This is a genomic window from Pseudomonas sp. SWI36 (genome assembly GCF_002948105.1).
In the GTDB taxonomy this organism is placed as follows: domain Bacteria; phylum Pseudomonadota; class Gammaproteobacteria; order Pseudomonadales; family Pseudomonadaceae; genus Aquipseudomonas; species Aquipseudomonas alloputida.
In genome coordinates, this window is sequence record NZ_CP026675.1 from 3,447,718 (window position 1) to 3,464,611 (window position 16,894).

At 61.5% G+C, this 16,894-nt stretch carries 16 protein-coding genes; 11 read left to right on the plus strand and 5 right to left on the minus strand.

The genetic code is table 11. The annotated features are described in order from the left end of the window. Nucleotides 1-55: 55 nt before the first annotated feature. A complete protein-coding gene (yaaA, locus tag C4Q27_RS16450; RefSeq protein WP_104887081.1) occupies nt 56-835 on the minus strand; it encodes a peroxide stress protein YaaA in 780 nt (259 codons plus the stop codon). A gap of 137 nt (nt 836-972) precedes the next feature. Between yaaA and C4Q27_RS16455 the strand changes: the two genes are divergently transcribed. The 5 genes from C4Q27_RS16455 to moaE all read left to right on the plus strand — a co-directional run bounded on the left by C4Q27_RS16455 (nt 973) and on the right by moaE (nt 5,136). After that, nucleotides 973-2,100 (plus strand): polysaccharide deacetylase family protein, encoded by a 1,128-nt coding sequence (locus tag C4Q27_RS16455; protein ID WP_104887082.1) that lies wholly within the window; start codon nt 973-975, stop codon nt 2,098-2,100. Nucleotides 2,101-2,381: 281 nt separating this feature from the next. After that, the gene (locus C4Q27_RS16460; protein WP_003251772.1) at nt 2,382-3,776 is read left to right on the plus strand and encodes a PhoH family protein; all 1,395 of its coding nucleotides are present in this window, start codon (nt 2,382-2,384) and stop codon (nt 3,774-3,776) included. A gap of 195 nt (nt 3,777-3,971) precedes the next feature. Beyond that, nucleotides 3,972-4,442, plus strand: a complete 471-nt coding sequence (moaC, locus tag C4Q27_RS16465) for a cyclic pyranopterin monophosphate synthase MoaC (RefSeq protein WP_003251775.1) — start codon at nt 3,972-3,974, stop codon at nt 4,440-4,442. Beyond that, nucleotides 4,442-4,687, plus strand: a complete 246-nt coding sequence (gene moaD, locus C4Q27_RS16470; RefSeq protein WP_003251777.1) for a molybdopterin converting factor subunit 1 — start codon at nt 4,442-4,444, stop codon at nt 4,685-4,687. The genes moaC and moaD overlap by 1 nt, the downstream gene beginning before the upstream one ends. Nucleotides 4,688-4,689: 2 nt before the next feature. Continuing rightward, nucleotides 4,690-5,136, plus strand: coding sequence for a molybdopterin synthase catalytic subunit MoaE (moaE, locus tag C4Q27_RS16475; RefSeq protein WP_010952421.1), 447 nt, complete (start codon nt 4,690-4,692; stop codon nt 5,134-5,136). Between the two features lie 377 nt (nt 5,137-5,513). On the opposite strand, the gene C4Q27_RS16480 is transcribed toward moaE, so the two are convergent. The 3 genes from C4Q27_RS16480 to C4Q27_RS16490 all read right to left on the minus strand — a co-directional run bounded on the left by C4Q27_RS16480 (nt 5,514) and on the right by C4Q27_RS16490 (nt 9,036). After that, a complete protein-coding gene (locus tag C4Q27_RS16480; RefSeq protein WP_104887826.1) occupies nt 5,514-6,572 on the minus strand; it encodes an IS110-like element ISPpu11 family transposase in 1,059 nt (352 codons plus the stop codon). Nucleotides 6,573-6,836: 264 nt separating this feature from the next. After that, nucleotides 6,837-8,279, minus strand: a complete 1,443-nt coding sequence (gene rhlB, locus C4Q27_RS16485) for an ATP-dependent RNA helicase RhlB (protein ID WP_003251780.1) — start codon at nt 8,277-8,279, stop codon at nt 6,837-6,839. 100 nt (nt 8,280-8,379) lie between these two features. Continuing rightward, the gene (locus C4Q27_RS16490; RefSeq protein WP_010952423.1) at nt 8,380-9,036 is read right to left on the minus strand and encodes an alpha/beta hydrolase; all 657 of its coding nucleotides are present in this window, start codon (nt 9,034-9,036) and stop codon (nt 8,380-8,382) included. Nucleotides 9,037-9,368: 332 nt separating this feature from the next. Between C4Q27_RS16490 and C4Q27_RS16495 the strand changes: the two genes are divergently transcribed. From C4Q27_RS16495 to C4Q27_RS16510, 4 genes are all read left to right on the plus strand, one after another. Continuing rightward, nucleotides 9,369-10,397 carry an amino acid ABC transporter substrate-binding protein gene (locus C4Q27_RS16495; RefSeq protein WP_064490721.1) on the plus strand — a complete coding sequence of 343 codons (1,029 nt, stop codon included), beginning with the start codon at nt 9,369-9,371 and terminating at the stop codon, nt 10,395-10,397. Nucleotides 10,398-10,464: 67 nt separating this feature from the next. Beyond that, nucleotides 10,465-11,643: an amino acid ABC transporter permease gene (locus tag C4Q27_RS16500; protein ID WP_064490722.1), complete on the plus strand. Its 1,179-nt coding sequence runs from the start codon at nt 10,465-10,467 to the stop codon at nt 11,641-11,643. A 10-nt stretch (nt 11,644-11,653) separates the two neighbouring features. Then, nucleotides 11,654-12,751 carry an amino acid ABC transporter permease gene (locus tag C4Q27_RS16505; RefSeq protein WP_010952426.1) on the plus strand — a complete coding sequence of 366 codons (1,098 nt, stop codon included), beginning with the start codon at nt 11,654-11,656 and terminating at the stop codon, nt 12,749-12,751. A gap of 10 nt (nt 12,752-12,761) precedes the next feature. Next, the gene (locus C4Q27_RS16510) at nt 12,762-13,526 is read left to right on the plus strand and encodes an amino acid ABC transporter ATP-binding protein (protein WP_003251792.1); all 765 of its coding nucleotides are present in this window, start codon (nt 12,762-12,764) and stop codon (nt 13,524-13,526) included. Nucleotides 13,527-13,655: 129 nt separating this feature from the next. Here C4Q27_RS16510 and algW read toward each other — a convergent pair whose 3' ends face one another. Further along, the gene (algW, locus tag C4Q27_RS16515) at nt 13,656-14,816 is read right to left on the minus strand and encodes a Do family serine endopeptidase AlgW (RefSeq protein ID WP_014592300.1); all 1,161 of its coding nucleotides are present in this window, start codon (nt 14,814-14,816) and stop codon (nt 13,656-13,658) included. Between the two features lie 168 nt (nt 14,817-14,984). Here algW and C4Q27_RS16520 point away from each other — a divergent pair, with 168 nt between their 5' ends. Both C4Q27_RS16520 and cysD read left to right on the plus strand, forming a co-directional pair. Continuing rightward, nucleotides 14,985-15,743, plus strand: a complete 759-nt coding sequence (locus C4Q27_RS16520; protein ID WP_020191611.1) for a Nif3-like dinuclear metal center hexameric protein — start codon at nt 14,985-14,987, stop codon at nt 15,741-15,743. A 223-nt stretch (nt 15,744-15,966) separates the two neighbouring features. Then, nucleotides 15,967-16,884, plus strand: a complete 918-nt coding sequence (gene cysD, locus C4Q27_RS16525) for a sulfate adenylyltransferase subunit CysD (protein ID WP_003251799.1) — start codon at nt 15,967-15,969, stop codon at nt 16,882-16,884. Nucleotides 16,885-16,894: the final 10 nt, after the last annotated feature.

Below are 16,894 nucleotides of genomic sequence, written 5' to 3' on the forward strand. Positions count from 1 at the left end.
GGATCACGGCGGCTGACCTCTTCGCGGCTTCAGCCGCGAAGAGGTCGTGACAGGCTCACTCCGAGGGGTGATCGCGCAGGAACACCAAATGGTCCGGCTTGGACTGCTCGGCACTGTAGTAGTACCCCTGAGCATCGAACTGCTTGAGCTGTTCCGGGGTGCTGATGCGCTGCTGGATGACGAAGCGGCTCATCATGCCGCGGGCTTTCTTGGCGTAGAAGCTGATGATCTTGTACTGGCCGTTTTTCTGGTCCTTGAAGTCGACGTTAATCACCCGGGCCTTCAGTGCACTGCGTTTCACTGCACTGAAATACTCGTTACTGGCCAGGTTCAACAGCACGTCATCGCCTTGGTCGGCCAGGGCCTGGTTCAGCCATTCGCTGATGCGCGTGCCCCAGAAGGCGTACAGGTCCTTGCCGCGGGCGTTGGCCAGCTTGGTGCCCATCTCCAGGCGGTAGGGCTGCATCAGGTCGAGCGGGCGCAGCAGGCCATATAGGCCCGAGAGCATGCGCAGGTGGCCCTGAGCGTAGCTGAAGTCGTCTTCACTCAGGCTCTGGGCATCGAGGCCGGTGTACACGTCACCCTTGAACGCCAGCAGCGCCTGCTTGGCATTGGCCGGGGTGAAGTCTGGGGTCCAGCTGCCAAAGCGCGCAGCATTCAGGCCGGCGAGCTTGTCGGACAGGTGCATCAGCTCGCTGATCTGCGCCGGCGACAGTTCGCGCAGCTGCTGGATCAGGGCCTGGGATTCATCCAGGTACTGGGGCAGGGTGAAACGCTCGGTCACTGGCGGGGTGTCGTAGTCGAGGGTCTTGGCGGGGGAAATCACCGTCAGCATCGGGTCGGCTCCTGGCATCGTTGGCCGAGGATTCTACGGGGTGGGCGGTACAAGTCCAAACTATGGCGACGATAGTCACAGCCCATGGTCGGTGCAGACGCTATAGTTCGCGTTTTGCCGTTGCGGAGCCTTCCACTGTGCGCATTGCTTCTGCCTTGCTGGCCGGCCTGCTGAGCCTGGCCGTGCAAGCCGCCCCTTCACCTCAGGTCAGCCTGGACCGCAGCCTGTGGCCCGAACAGCTGGACAGCCCGGCGCTGTTCGATGTGGCCTCTCGGGCAGAAATCCTTTCGTTCGCTCAAGCGCTGCACGAAAGCGAGTTGCTGGATGACGCAAGCCTGGCGGCCCGGCTGGGGTTGCGGCAGATCAACCTGCAGAAGGTGCGCCAGGTTCGGGCGCGCATGTGGCAGCGGTTGTGGGAGGGGTATCAACAGGCGCAGCGCAGCTGTGAGCAGGATGCATCATTCTGCTACCCGGTTACGTCCATGGCGGAGTTGCGCACACAAGCGGCGACGTTCGCTACCGATGTCGGTGCGTTCTATACCGGCTGGATCGAGCCGAGCCACCAGTTCCATGTCCGCTACCTGGACGAGCAACTGCGCAAGGCGGCGTTGCTGCCGCAGACCAGCAGCGAAATCGAGCGGCTGTCTTCGCGTGAGCGCAAGGGTGACGAACTGAACGACCGCATGTTCCTGCTGACCTTTGTCGGTGGGCCCGGGCCCGAGGGGGGCAGTACGGATCTACTCACCGATTACCTGCGCCGGCAAAAGCTCGAAGGCACGTTCTTCACGCTTGGTAACCGCTTGCAGCAACGCCGTGATGGCGCCTCGGCACACGCCTTGCGCCTGCTCTATGGCGGGCAGTGCGTGGGCATCCAGGGTTGGGAGTACCGCTCCCATGCGCAGTGGACCGACTGGCAGGATTCGCTGCGGCGCAGCCAGGCGCGGGTGCAGGCTGATCTGCCCGAGCAGTATGTGCCGCTGTTCCGCCCACCTTATGGCCAGCGCCGGGCTGACGGCGAGGCGTTCATGGCCCGCCAGAAGTTGCGGGTATCGTTGTGGGACATCGATGCCCAGGATGACGGTGCATTGAGCGCAGAGGCGTCCGCACAGCGCGTATTGACCCTGATGCTGTTGTGGCGCAAGGGCGTGATCCAGTTTCATGACAGCCTTCCCAAGGCGCAGCCGGCGGTGGATTGGCTGTTGCGCAATACCGCGCAAAGCGGCATCGGCTGGGAGGATTGCCGGGAATATGGATACCGCGAATAGAGGGTATGACTTCTGAGCGTAGTCCCCTCTGACGCTGGCGCCAAGGCCTCTTCGTCAATCGGAAAAATAAACTTCAAAAATGCGTAAAAGTGCTTTTTTCGGTCATGGTTTTTGCGGTATGAAGAAACCAGACAGCCGATTCCTGCAGCACAGGTGGCGTCATCCAGGCCCACCTAGCCAGGTTCGCTTCCCGCCCGTAACAACGCGGATACGGGGACAGCGGCAGTCACTCTGCGGCGTAACAGACCACGCCGTGTGGCTTCGACATAAGGTGACCGAGTATGGATGACCAAGGACGCAACCCTTCCTCCAGCAAGCCAATCCTGTATGTGCTCGATACCAACGTCCTGATTCACGACCCTAACGCGTTACTGAACTTCGAGGAGCACCATGTCGCCATCCCGATGACGGTGCTGGAGGAACTCGACAAGCTCAAGACCGGCAAACAGAGCATCGCCGCCGAATGCCGCCAGGCCATCCGCCTGATAGACCAGACCCTCGGTGACGCTTCGCCCAGCGATGTCGAGCAGGGCGTACCGATCCAGCGCAACAAGAGCGGCCCCAAGGGGTTCCTGTCCATCCTGATGACCCCGCGCAACGAGCCGAACAAGCTGCTGCCGGAAAACCTCAACGACAACATCATCATCAACCAGTTGCTCGAAGTCCGGGCCCGGCGCACCGACCTGGACGTCGTGCTGGTCACCAAAGACATCAACATGCGCCTGAAGGCGCGCGCTTGCGGTATAGCGGCTGAGGACTACAGCACCGACCAACTGGTCGATGACGTGTCCTTGCTGTCCAAGGGCTACCATTCGGTCACCGGCTCGTTCTGGGACCGCGTGAGCAAGGTCGATACCCGCCAGGAGCGCGGCCGCACCTGGCATCGGGTGCAGATGATCGACAACCTGCCAGCCGTGCACGTCAACGAGTTCATCATCGATGAGCAGGGTTTCGTCGGGTGGATCAAGGGCATTCGTGACGACGAACTGTTGCTGCTCGACCTGCACCAGGAGCCATTGCTGCACCAGGAAGCCTGGGGCCTGAAACCACGCGACATTCACCAAAGCCTGGCGTTGTTCGCCCTGCTGGACCCGGATATCCACCTGGTGAACCTGACCGGCGCCGCCGGCTCCGGTAAAACCATCCTGGCGCTGGCTGCGGCCATCGAGCAAACCATGGTCAGCAAGCGCTACCGGCGCATCATCGCCACCCGCAGCGTGCAGGGGCTGGACCAGGAGATTGGCTTCCTGCCGGGTACCGAAGCAGAGAAGATGGAGCCGTGGCTGGGCGCCATCACCGACAACCTCGAAGCCTTGCACATGGATGACGAAAGCACCCATGGCAGCGTCGAATACATCCTTGAGCGCGTGCCGCTGCAGTTCAAGTCGCTGAACTACATCCGTGGCCGTAGCTTCCAGCAGAGCCTGATCCTGATTGACGAGTGCCAGAACCTGACGCCGCACCAGATGAAAACCATCATCACCCGTGCCGGCTCCGGGTCCAAGGTGGTCTGCCTGGGTAACCTGGCGCAGATCGACACCCCCTACCTGTCCGCGACCAGCTCGGGCCTGACCTACCTGACCGAGCGCTTCAAGGACTTCCCCCATGGCGTGCACATCACCCTGCAGGGCGTGCCTCGCTCGGTGCTGGCCGAGTACGCCGAGTCTCATTTGTAAACCCTGTAGCCGGGCAGATTACTGCCCGGCCTCCTCGTGGACACGCCCGTTCACAGGATCTCCACTTGATTCGAGGCCGTGGAGCTCCTGTGGGAGCGGGCGTGCCTGCGAAGAGGCCAAACCTGCCGACACATACCTCTGCTCAAACCTGACCCACAGGTTTACACTGCGAACTCCCTTCACAGGAGCAGAGCAGTGCTGACACATCTTGATTCCCAGGGGCGGGCCAACATGGTCGACGTCACTGAAAAGGCCGTGACCGAGCGCGAGGCTACCGCCGAGGCGCGGGTGCGCATGTTGCCGCAGACCTTGCAGATGATCGTCGACGGTGAACACCCCAAGGGTGACGTGTTCGCCGTGGCGCGCATTGCCGGGATACAGGCGGCGAAAAAAACCAGCGACCTGATTCCGCTGTGCCACCCGCTGATGCTCACCAGCGTCAAGGTCGAGCTCAGCGCCGAGGGGCAGGATGCCGTGCGCATCGTCGCCCGCTGCAAGCTGGCCGGGCAGACCGGTGTGGAGATGGAGGCGCTGACCGCCGCCAGCGTGGCCGCGCTGACGATCTATGACATGTGCAAGGCTGTGGATAAAGGTATGGTCATCGAGCAGGTGCGCCTGCTGGAAAAACTCGGTGGCAAGAGTGGCCATTACAAGGTGGAGGCGTGATGAAGGTCAAGGTGATGTACTTCGCCCGTTACCGCGAACTGTTGGGCGTGGATGCCGAGCGGGTGGAGGGGGCGTTCAAGGTGCTCGATGATGTGCGCCAGGCCTTGGTAGCCAAGGGCGGGCAGTATGAAGTTCTGGCCGAGCAGAACCTGATGTGCGCGCGCAACGAAGAGCTGTGCAAGCTCGATGAACCGCTGGAAGAGGGCGATGAAGTGGCGTTCTTCCCACCGGTGACCGGAGGCTGAACATGGCTGTGCGAGTGCAGGAAGGCGCGTTCGACCCGGGGGCTGAGACCAATGCCATGCATGCAGCCAATGTGGGCGTGGGCGCGGTGGTCGGTTTTGTCGGCTATGTGCGGGATTTCAACGATGGCCGCGAAGTGGCGGGGATGTTCCTCGAACACTATCCGGGCATGACCGAAAAGGCCCTGGCCAAGATCGTGGTCGAGGCCGAGCAGCGTTGGCCGCTATTGAAGGTGGAGGTGCTGCACCGCATCGGTGCGCTGGAGCCGGGCGAACCGATTGTGTTCGTAGGGGTGGCCAGTGCCCATCGGCAGGCGGCGTTCGATGCCTGCAACTTCATCATGGACTACCTGAAGACCCGGGCGCCGTTCTGGAAGAAGGAGAATACCCAGGAAGGGCCAAGGTGGGTGGAGGGGCGGCAGAGTGACCAGGATGCGGCTGGGCGCTGGTAATCAAGGCGCCACCGGTCGCCTGTAGGAGCGGGTTTACCCGCGAAAGGGCCGGCCCTGCTGGCCAATCTCCACCCGCCGTTCACCGTTGCCGCCACTACCGTATTCGCGGGTAAACCCGCTCCTATGTATGGACTCGCCCACACTGTCTAGCTGCTTTTTTGAACATAGGAACCCGGTTGCATCTATGTATCAGGCCTGTTCGAGGAAGCTTTTTGCTTCTGGCCAACATCGTGGTGAGCTCGCAGTGTGCCGTTTACATGGAGGCCACTATCAGGCCTGTAGGAGCGGAGGCATCGGTCTGCGACGGTCTTACCTAGGGTCAATGTTCACTAGCAGGGGTTGGAGCGCCTAGCGCCCCGGTGGCATTACCCGGTTGGTCAGAGGCTCATAGCCGCCTCCGGTTTTTCGTTCGGTTTGCGTTGGTAAACCTGATCGCTCTGTAACAGGGCCCAGATAATCCGCAGATTTCGATTAGCCAGCCTGATCGCCGCCTCCTTGCGCCCAAGGCGGGATAGCCAGCGCAAGAGGCGGCGATCATCTGGCTGATCGGAATCAGGCCTTAACTGACTCAAGACAGCATGCGCGCCCTGGATCATCAGGCTGCGTATGTAGCCGTCACCGCGCTTGCTCATCTTGCCCAATCTGATTTTGTTTCCGCTGCTGTGCTGATCGGGCACGATACCGAAGAAGGCGGAATACATTCGGCCACTGGCGAAGCGGCTGGGGTCGGTCTGTTTCGCCACGATCGCCGTGGCAATGATAGGGCCGACGCCACGAATGGTGATCAGTCGCTGAGCGACTTTATCCTCTTGGGCAGTCGCTTCGAGCCGGCGGCTCAGCGCCGTTATGCGTTCACCTAGAGACAACCAGTCCATCAGCAACTCATCGAGCAACTCGCGCAACAGGTCGGGTAGAGGCAAGGAAGCATCCTCAAGCGCCTGAGGCACATGCTTATTGATCGCGGCATCGCCCTGGGGCATGGATACGCCATGCTCGAGTAGCAAACCACGGATCTGATTACCCAGCGCGGTATGTCGCTTGATGTTACCGCGCCGGATACGGTGCAGCGCTTGAATAGCCAGTGCTGTGGTGCTCTTGATCGGTATCGAAGCGATGCTCGTATCGCGACCGGCACGCAAAATGGCATAGCAGTCGTTACGATCGTTCTTAGCACCGCTGCGATGTTCGGCGACACGTTGCGCCGGCAGGATGCGAACCGGATTACCTTTGGCCTGCAGCAGTCTGGCCCAGGCTTGTGCACCTGGACCGCACTCCATCAAGACGGCCACGGTCGTTGGCAGCCTGAGCAGGAAATCGTGGAACGCTTGGCGGGATTTGATGCGATCTTCGTAGATCACCCGACCAGTAGCGTCCTCGCCTGCTAATTGGAAGACCTGTTTGGCCAGGTCTACGCAGATGGTTGTGCAAAGCTCCACATCAGTGGAAGACAGGGAATCGTGTTTCGAACTATGCTTTTTCATGGTCTCGCCCTCGCTGCCGTTGGCTTCTTCGAACACCACCGTGGCACTGTGATGCCTCGGCGGGGGCGAGTCCATCGATTACAGGGGGACCTTGTGTCGCGAAAGGGCCGCGTAGCGGCCCCCGACAATCTGCGCATCAAAGCCGAAATCCCGGGGCCGCTGCGCGGCCCAATCGCGACACAAGGCCGCTCCCACAGGGCGCAGGTAGCGCGCTGAAGGTCAGTGATGCTTGCGCGGCACCGGCTTGAGCAGTTCATCCGGCGGCATCTCGCACTTGATCTTGCGCCCCAGCAGCGCTTCGATCGCCGGCAGCTGATACGAGTCATCTTCACCGGCAAAGCTGATCGACACACCACTGGTGCCGGCACGGCCGGTACGGCCAATGCGGTGCACGTAGTCGTCAGGGTCTTCCGGCAGGGTGAAGTTGATCACGTGGCTGATGCCATCGATATGGATCCCGCGCCCGGCCACGTCGGTGGCCACCAGCACGGTGATGCGCCCTTCGCGGAAGCTCTCCAGGGTTCTGATGCGCTTGTGCTGCGGCACGTCGCCCGACAGCTGGGCCGCATTGATACCGTCGCGTACCAGCTTTTCCTCGATGCGCCGCACTTCGTCCTTGCGGTTGGCGAACACCATCACCCGTTCCCACTTGTTCTGGGTCACCAGGTTGTACAACAGTTTGTACTTGTCGCTGCCGGCCACCGCATACACGTGCTGCTCCACCGTTTCGCTGGCCACGTTCTCCGGCTCGATCTCGACGATGGCCGGGTTGGTGGTCCACTGCTTGGCCAGGTTCATCACATCGTCGGTGAAGGTGGCGGAGAACAGCAGGGTCTGGCGCTCGCTTTTCGGCGGTGTCTGACGAATGATTTGGCGGACCTGGGGGATGAAGCCCATGTCGAGCATGCGGTCGGCTTCGTCAAGCACCATCACCTCGACCATGTCCAGGTGCACTTCGCCACGCTGGTTGAAGTCCAGCAGGCGGCCCGGGGTAGCCACCAGGATATCGCAGTGGCGCGCTTCCAGGGCTTTGAGCTGCTTGTCGAAGTCCATGCCACCGACGAAGCTCATCACGTTCAGGCCGGTGTACTTGGTCAGGGCAGCGGCGTCCTTGGCGATCTGCACCACCAGCTCGCGGGTGGGGGCGATGATCAGCGCGCGCGGTTCGCCCATGTAGCGTTCTTTAGGCGGTGGCGTCTGCTGCAACTGGGAAATGATCGAGATCAGGAAGGCCGCCGTCTTGCCGGTACCCGTCTGGGCCCGGCCGATGGCGTCCTGGCCACGCAGGGTGTAACCCAGGACCTGCGCCTGGATCGGCGTGCAGTACGGGAAGCCCAGGTCGTGGATGGCGTGCATCAGCTCGTTGGACAGCTTGAAGTCGTGGAAGCGGGTTTTGCCTTCCTGCGGCTCGACCACGAAGTCTTCGGGCTTCCACAGGCTGGCCTGCGGCTTGGGCTTGCGTTCGCGGCGCGGTTTGTCCTTGGCCGGTTGTTCGGCAGGTGGCGTCGCGGCGGCAGGTTGCTCGGCCTTGGGGGCGGGGTTGGCATGTGGTGCGGCCGGTTTTGCCGCGGGCCGGGCTTCCGGCGTCACGCTGGCAGCAGGAGCGGCGGCTTGTGGCGCGGCCTCTCCCTTGCCGAATATTTTTCTGAGTGCTTTGAGCACGGTCGTCTCATCAACTGATTAAGGAATGTACGCCGGGCAGTGTAATGCAAGATCCGGGCGCGGCGTAGCGGAATACGCCCACAACTACAAGCGAGGCTGCCTATTGCAGCTGCTTGCTCAGCCAGTCGTGGATATCGTTCAGTTCTTCGACCACCACTTCGTGTTCCATCGGGTATTCGTACCAGCGGGCAGCGACGCCCCAGGTGTTCAGGTACTCGAAGGCGGTACGGCCCATGGACGGGATGACCACCGAGTCATGCACGCCATGCAGGCACAGGGCCGGGGTGCGTTGCTGGCAGGCACTCAACTGGTGCTGGTCATTGAACGTCGGGGCATAGGTGGACAGGGCGATCACCCCGCCCAGTGCTTCCTGCCACTTTATATAGGCAGTGTGCAGCACCACCGCGCCGCCCTGGGAGAAGCCGGCCAGGAAGATTCGCGTCAGGTCGATGCCTTTGGCCTGTTCGGCCTTGATCAGGGCAACCACCTGCTCGGCAGATTCTTCCAGCTGCGCTTCGTCGATGGCACGGGCCGGGGTCATGGCCTTGATGTCATACCAGCTGGGCATGGCATAGCCGCCGTTGATGGTCACGGGGCGGGTCGGTGCCTGGGGCATGATGAAGCGTGTGCTGAGCAAGCGCTCCTGCATGAATTCGGCCACAGGTAGGAAGTCGTAACGGTCGGCCCCCAGACCGTGCAACCAGATCACACAGGCGTCAGCGGTTTTCTGTGGTTCGAGAATCAGCGGGTTGGTCATGACTGCTCCGAAAGTGTGCGGGTCTTGTTATGGCGTGCGTGAAAACAAAGCACCGGAAATGATTGTCGGAAAAAGAATGTCGCAACGATACAACTTTTCCTACTTGACGAGCGCTTAAACGCTACAGCCAGAAAATTTGGTACGCGGTTTGCAACTACACCTGTGATGCAAAGGGCAGGCCGTGACGGTAACACCCTCTGCACGCGAAGGCTGTCACAGAACAGTCCATTGCGCCAATTGACCCAATAACAAGCCAATACGGGTCGGATACGCCTCAAAAGGGTGCGGTGCAATTCCGGCTCGATACAACAAGAGCGATTTGGAGGTTGTGAATGAAGATGTTGAAAACCACCCTGGCAGTCCTGACCGCTGCCGCCGCGCTGGGCGCCGTGAGCACTGCCCAGGCCGGCGCCACCCTCGATGCGGTAAAGAAGAAGGGCTTCGTCCAGTGTGGCGTGAGCGACGGTCTTCCAGGCTTCTCGGTACCTGATGCGCAGGGCAAGATCGTCGGCATCGATGCCGATGTCTGCCGCGCCGTGGCCGCCGCCGTGTTCGGCGATGCCACCAAGGTCAAGTTCAGCCAGCTCAACGCCAAGGAACGCTTCACTGCCCTGCAGTCGGGCGAGGTCGACGTGCTGTCGCGCAACACCACCTGGACCAGCTCGCGCGATGCCGGCATGGGCCTGGTGTTCGCGGGTGTCACCTACTATGACGGCGTCGGCTTCCTGGTCAACAAGAAGCTCGGCGTTTCCAGCGCCAAGGAGCTCGATGGCGCGACCATCTGCATCCAGGCCGGCACCACCACCGAGCTGAACGTGTCGGACTTCTTCCGCGCCAATGGCCTGAAGTACACCCCGATTACCTTCGACACCTCTGACGAGAGCGCCAAATCGCTGGAGTCGGGCCGTTGCGACGTGCTGACTTCGGACAAATCGCAGCTGTTCGCCCAGCGCTCCAAGCTGGCCGCGCCGACCGACTACGTGGTGTTGCCTGAAACCATCTCCAAGGAGCCGCTGGGCCCTGTAGTGCGTAAAGGCGACGAGGAGTGGTTCAGCATCGTCAAGTGGACCCTGTTCGCCATGCTCAATGCCGAAGAAGCGGGCATCACTTCCAAGAACGTCGAGGCCGAGGCCAAGTCCACCAAGAACCCGGATGTCGCCCGACTGCTGGGTGCGGATGGCGAGTACGGCAAGGACCTCAAGCTGCCCAAAGACTGGGTAGTGCAGATCGTCAAGCAAGTGGGTAACTATGGCGAAGTGTTCGAGAAGAACCTGGGCCAGAGCACTGACTTGAAGATCGACCGTGGCATGAACGCCCTGTGGAACAACGGCGGCATCCAGTACGCGCCTCCAGTGCGCTGATGGCTGCACCCTGCGGCGGCATCCCGCCGCCGCAGGCTGTTCGAATCCCTACTGTCCGGGGCACTTCATGCAAAATCAAATCGGCGCACCCAAGGGCTTGTCCCTTAACGATCCGCGTGTGCGCGCGTGGCTGTTCCAGATCCTCACGATCGTCTTCGTGGTCGGCCTGGGCTGGTACCTGTTCCACAACACGCAAACCAACCTGCAACACCGGGGCATCACCTCGGGCTTCGACTTCCTCGACCGCAGTGCCGGCTTCGGTATCGCCCAGCACCTGATCCCCTATGTGGAATCCGACAGTTATGCGCGGGTGTTCGTCATCGGCCTGCTCAATACGCTGTTGGTAACCTTCATCGGCGTCATTCTGGCGACGATACTGGGCTTCATCATCGGTGTGGCTCGCCTGTCACCGAACTGGATGATCAACAAGCTGGCGACCGTCTATGTGGAAACCTTCCGCAACATTCCGCCGTTGTTGCAGATCCTGTTCTGGTATTTCGCCGTGTTCCTGACCCTGCCGGGACCGCGGGGCAGCATCAACATCCAGGACATGTTCTTCATCAGCAACCGTGGCTTGAACATGCCTGGCGCGTCCATGGCCGATGGCTTCTGGCCATTTGTGGTGGCTTTGGCGCTGGCCATTGCCGCTATTGCCGTGATGGTGCGCTACGCCAACAAGCGTTTCAACGAGACCGGCGTGCCGTTCCACAAGTTCTGGGCGGGGCTGTTGCTGTTCATCGCCATTCCGAGCCTGAGCGTGCTGTTGTTCGGCAGCCCGGTAACTTGGGACATGCCGCAGCTCAAGGGCTTCAACTTCGTCGGGGGCTGGGTGCTGATCCCCGAGCTGCTGGCGCTGACCCTGGCGCTGACTATCTATACGGCAGCCTTCATCGCCGAAATCGTGCGTTCCGGCATCCGTTCGGTCAGTCATGGCCAGACCGAAGCGGCTCGCTCGTTGGGCCTGCGCGAGGGCCCGACCCTGCGCAAGGTGATCATCCCCCAGGCACTGCGGGTGATCATTCCGCCGCTGACCAGCCAGTACCTGAACCTGGCGAAGAACTCTTCGCTGGCGGCCGGTATCGGCTACCCGGAGATGGTCTCGCTGTTCGCCGGTACCGTGCTCAACCAGACCGGCCAGGCCATCGAGGTGATCGCCATCACCATGAGTGTCTATCTCGCCATCAGCATCAGCATTTCGCTGCTGATGAACTGGTACAACAAGCGCATTGCGCTGATCGAGCGGTGAGGATACGCCCGTGAATGCCCATGTTTTCAAACCCGATATGCCGCCACCGGTGAAAACTGTCGGCGTGCTCGCATGGATGCGTGCCAATCTGTTCTCCAGCTGGCTCAACACGCTGTTGACCCTGTTCGCCATCTACCTGGTGTGGCTGATCGTGCCGCCGTTACTGCAGTGGGCGTTGATCGATGCCAACTGGGTCGGCACCACGCGCGCCGATTGCACCAAGGAAGGCGCCTGCTGGGTGTTCGTGCAGCAGCGCTTTGGCCAGTTCATGTACGGCTATTACCCGACTGAGCTGCGCTGGCGTGTGGACCTGACCGTGTGGCTTGCCGTGCTCGGCGCCGCGCCGCTGTTCATCAAGCGTTTCCCGCGCAAAGCCTTCTACGGGCTGGGCTTCCTGGTGCTGTACCCGGTACTGGCCTATACCCTGCTGCACGGGGGGTATCTGGGCCTGGAAAGCGTACCGACCAGCCAGTGGGGCGGGCTGATGCTGACCCTGGTGATCGCCACCGTGGGCATCGTCGGCGCCTTGCCGCTGGGCATCCTGCTGGCACTGGGCCGGCGTTCGAGGATGCCGGCCGTGAAAGTGGTGTGCGTGACCTTCATCGAGTTCTGGCGGGGCGTACCGCTGATCACCGTACTGTTCATGTCGTCGGTGATGCTGCCGTTGTTCCTGCCAGAAGGCATGAGCTTCGACAAGCTGCTGCGGGCGATGATCGGTGTGATCCTGTTCCAGTCGGCGTACATCGCCGAGGTGGTGCGCGGCGGCCTGCAGGCCATCCCCAAGGGCCAGTACGAAGCCGCCGCGGCCATGGGCCTTGGCTACTGGCGCTCGATGGGGCTGGTGATCTTGCCGCAGGCGCTGAAGCTTGTGATCCCCGGCATCGTCAACACCTTCATTGCCCTGTTCAAGGACACCAGCCTGGTGATCATCATCGGCCTGTTCGACCTGCTCAACAGCGTCAAGCAAGCAGCCGCAGACCCTGCCTGGTTGGGCATGGCCACCGAGGGCTACGTGTTCGCCGCCCTGGTGTTCTGGATTTTCTGTTTCGGTATGTCCCGCTACTCCATGCATCTGGAGCGCAAGCTGGACACTGGCCACAAGCGTTAGGAGTTTCGAAATGAGTGAAGCGATCAAGCAGCCTGCTGGCCCCGAAGGCATCATCCAGATGCAGGGTGTGAACAAGTGGTACGGCCAGTTCCATGTGCTCAAGGACATCAACCTGAACGTGCGCCAGGGCGAACGCATCGTGCTGTGCGGGCCGTCCGGCTCGGGCAAGTCCACCACCATCCGCTGCCTTAACCGCCTGGAAGAGCACCAGCAAGGGCGCATCGTGGTCGATGGCGTGGAACTGACCAACGACCTCAAGCAGATCGAGGCCATCCGCCGCGAGGTGGGCATGGTGTTCCAGCACTTCAACCTGTTCCCGCACCTGAGCATCCTGGAGAACTGCACCCTGGCGCCGATGTGGGTGCGCAAAATGCCACGGCGCAAGGCCGAGGAAATTGCCATGCACTACCTGGAGCGTGTGCGGATTCCGGAGCAGGCACACAAGTACCCTGGCCAATTGTCTGGCGGCCAGCAGCAGCGTGTGGCCATTGCCCGCGCGTTGTGCATGAAGCCCAAGATCATGCTGTTCGACGAGCCGACCTCGGCACTGGACCCGGAAATGGTCAAGGAAGTGCTCGATACCATGGTGGGCCTGGCCGAGGATGGCATGACCATGCTCTGCGTGACCCACGAAATGGGCTTTGCCCGTACCGTGGCGAACCGGGTTATCTTCATGGACAAGGGCGAGATTGTGGAGCAGGCCGCGCCGGATGACTTCTTCGACCGGCCGCGCAGTGATCGGACCAAGTTGTTCCTCAGCCAGATCCTGCATTGATGCTGTTTGGGCTGCGCGGCAGCCCTTCGCGGGCACGCCCGCTCCCACAGGTTTAGCGCTGGCTTTGGAGCCTGCGTAATTCCTGTGGGAGCGGGCGTGCCCGCGAAGGGCCGCAACGCGGCCCTGGGTTTATTTCTCTTCCTGGCTGGCAGCCGGCGCCGGTGGCGGCCGCAGCCCCACCTCGGCGATCAGCTTCAACTGCTGCCCGTTGCGCATCACCTCGATGGTGATCTTCTCGTTGGGCTTGATCCGCGCTACCTGGTTCATCGACTTGCGCCCGTCGCCGGCCGGCTCGCCATTGATGCTCAGGATCACGTCACCCAGGTGCAACCCGGCCTTGGCCGCTGGCCCTTCGCGGAAGATACCCGCCACCACGATGCCTGGGCGGTCCTTCATGCCGAACGATTCTGCCAGCTCCTGGCTCAGTGGCTGCACTTCGATACCCAGCCAGCCACGGATCACCTGGCCGTGTTCGACGATCGACTTCATCACCTCCAGTGCCAGTTTTACCGGGATGGCGAAGCCGATGCCCTGCGAGCCACCGGACTTGGAGAAGATCGCGGTATTGATGCCGATCAGGTTGCCATTGGCATCCACCAGTGCACCACCGGAGTTGCCCGGGTTGATCGCCGCGTCGGTCTGGATGAAGTCTTCGTAGTTGTTCAGCCCCAGCTGGTTGCGGCCAGTGGCGCTGATGATGCCCATGGTCACAGTCTGGCCGACGCCGAACGGGTTGCCGATGGCCAGTGACACGTCGCCGATGTGAATGGTGTCGGAACGGCCGATGGTGATCGCCGGGAGGTTCTTCAAGTCGATCTTCAGCACCGCCAGGTCGGTTTCCGGGTCGCTGCCGATCACGCGGGCCAGGGTTTCGCGGCCATCCTTCAGGGCTACGACGATCTGGTCGGCGCCGCTGGTGACATGGTTGTTGGTCAGCAGGTAGCCCTCTGGGCTCATGATTACCGCCGAGCCCAGGCTTGATTCCCAACGGCGCTGTTTGGGCAGGTTATCGCCGAAGAAACGGCGGAACTGCGGGTCTTCGAACAGCGGGTGGGCGCTTTTGTTCACCACCTTGGTGGTGTACAGGTTGGCCACCGCCGGGGCGGCCAGGGTCACGGCGTCGGCGTACGACACCGGGCCTTGCATGATCCGCGTGGTCTGTGGCGCTTGCTGCAGGTTGACGTCCTGGCTGGGCAGCCCGACCCATTGCGGAAAGCGCTGGATGATCAGCATGGCGATCAGTATGCCGGTAAGCAGGGGCCAGCCGAAGTAACGCAAAGCCTTGAACATGAACGAATCCTGGAAAGAGCAGGGGCCAGCGGCCTGGCAGTGGGGCATGAGCGCGCGCGATCATACACCGGTTCCCCCAGTGACAGCGACGGCCCATAATGGCCGGCATTATACGGGCGTTCGTCAGGCGTTGCGCCCGAGAAAAGCGCAGTTTTCGAGGAGATTTTCATGGCCGTCGCTCTAAACACCCTGGTCGAGGAAGCCGAGCGTTACCTGGGCAGCGCGAAGATCCAGGATTATTGCCCAAATGGCCTGCAGGTCGAAGGCCGGCCGCAGGTCAGCCGTATTGTCAGTGGTGTTACCGCCAGCCAGGCATTGCTGGATGCCGCGGTCGAGGCCGAGGCCGATCTGGTGCTGGTGCACCATGGTTATTTCTGGAAGGGCGAGAACCCGTGCATCACCGGCATTCGCCAGCGTCGCCTGAAGACCTTGCTGAATAACGATATCAGCCTGTTGGCGTTCCACCTGCCCTTGGACGTGCACCCGGAAGTGGGCAACAATGTGCAGCTGGCGCGGCAACTGGAGATCACTGTCGAAGGGCCACTTGACCCGGAAAACCCCAAAGTGGTCGGCCTGGTCGGTTCGTTGGCCGAGTCGATGACCGCGCGCGATTTTGCCCGGCGGGTGCAAGAGGTGCTGGGGCGTGAGCCGTTGCTGGTCGAAGGCGATCAGATGATCCGCCGGGTGGGCTGGTGCACCGGCGGCGGGCAGGGCTATATCGACACGGCGATTGCCGCCGGGGTCGATCTGTACCTGACCGGCGAGGCGTCCGAGCAGACCTACCACAGTGCGCGCGAGAATGGCGTCAGCTTCATTGCTGCCGGGCACCATGCCACTGAGCGCTACGGGGTGCAGGCACTGGGCGATTACCTGGCACGACGGTTTGCCGTGGAGCACCTGTTCATCGATTGCCCGAATCCCATCTGAAGGCGGTGTCGCCCCCTTCGCGGGTGAACCCGCTCCTACGCGCGGGCCTCGTAGGAGCGGGTTCACCCGCGAAGAGGCCGGCCCTGCCAGCCCAAACCCCCAGTCATATCGTTAGACTTTTTCGATCTAGCCAGCCTCCTAAATAGAAGCAGCTGCTGTGATAAAGTGGCTCGCTCGAACACGGCCCGCAGGCCGTCCATAAGATCGTTTTTCGTGAGTAGCCATGGTCGACAAACTGACGCACTTGAAACAGCTGGAGGCGGAGAGCATCCACATCATCCGCGAGGTGGCCGCCGAGTTCGACAACCCGGTGATGCTGTACTCGATCGGCAAGGACTCCGCCGTGATGCTGCACCTGGCGCGCAAGGCCTTCTTCCCGGGCAAGCTGCCGTTCCCGGTGATGCACGTCGACACCCAGTGGAAATTCCAGGAGATGTACAGCTTCCGCGACAAGATGGTCGAGGAAATGGGCCTGGAGCTGATCACCCACGTCAACCCCGAGGGTGTGGCGCAAGGTATCAACCCGTTCACCCATGGCAGTTCCAAGCACACCGACATCATGAAGACCCAAGGCCTGAAGCAGGCGCTGGACAAGCATGGTTTCGACGCTGCCTTCGGCGGTGCGCGCCGCGACGAAGAGAAGTCGCGGGCCAAGGAGCGTGTGTATTCGTTCCGTGACAGCAAGCACCGCTGGGACCCGAAGAACCAGCGCCCCGAGCTGTGGAACGTGTACAACGGCAAGGTCAACAAGGGCGAGTCGATCCGCGTCTTCCCGCTGTCGAACTGGACCGAGTTGGACATCTGGCAGTACATCTACCTTGAAGGTATCCCGATCGTGCCGCTGTACTTCGCCGCCGAGCGTGAAGTCATCGAGAAGAACGGCACCCTGATCATGATCGACGACGAGCGCATCCTCGAGCACCTCTCCGAGGAAGAAAAAGCCCGCATCGTCAAGAAGAAGGTGCGTTTCCGTACCCTCGGCTGCTACCCGCTGACGGGCGCTGTCGAATCGGAAGCCGAGACGCTCACCGACATCATTCAGGAAATGCTCCTGACGCGCACTTCCGAGCGCCAGGGCCGGGTCATCGACCACGATGGCGCCGGTTCCATGGAAGACAAAAAACGTCAGGGCTACTTCTAATTTTCAGGGT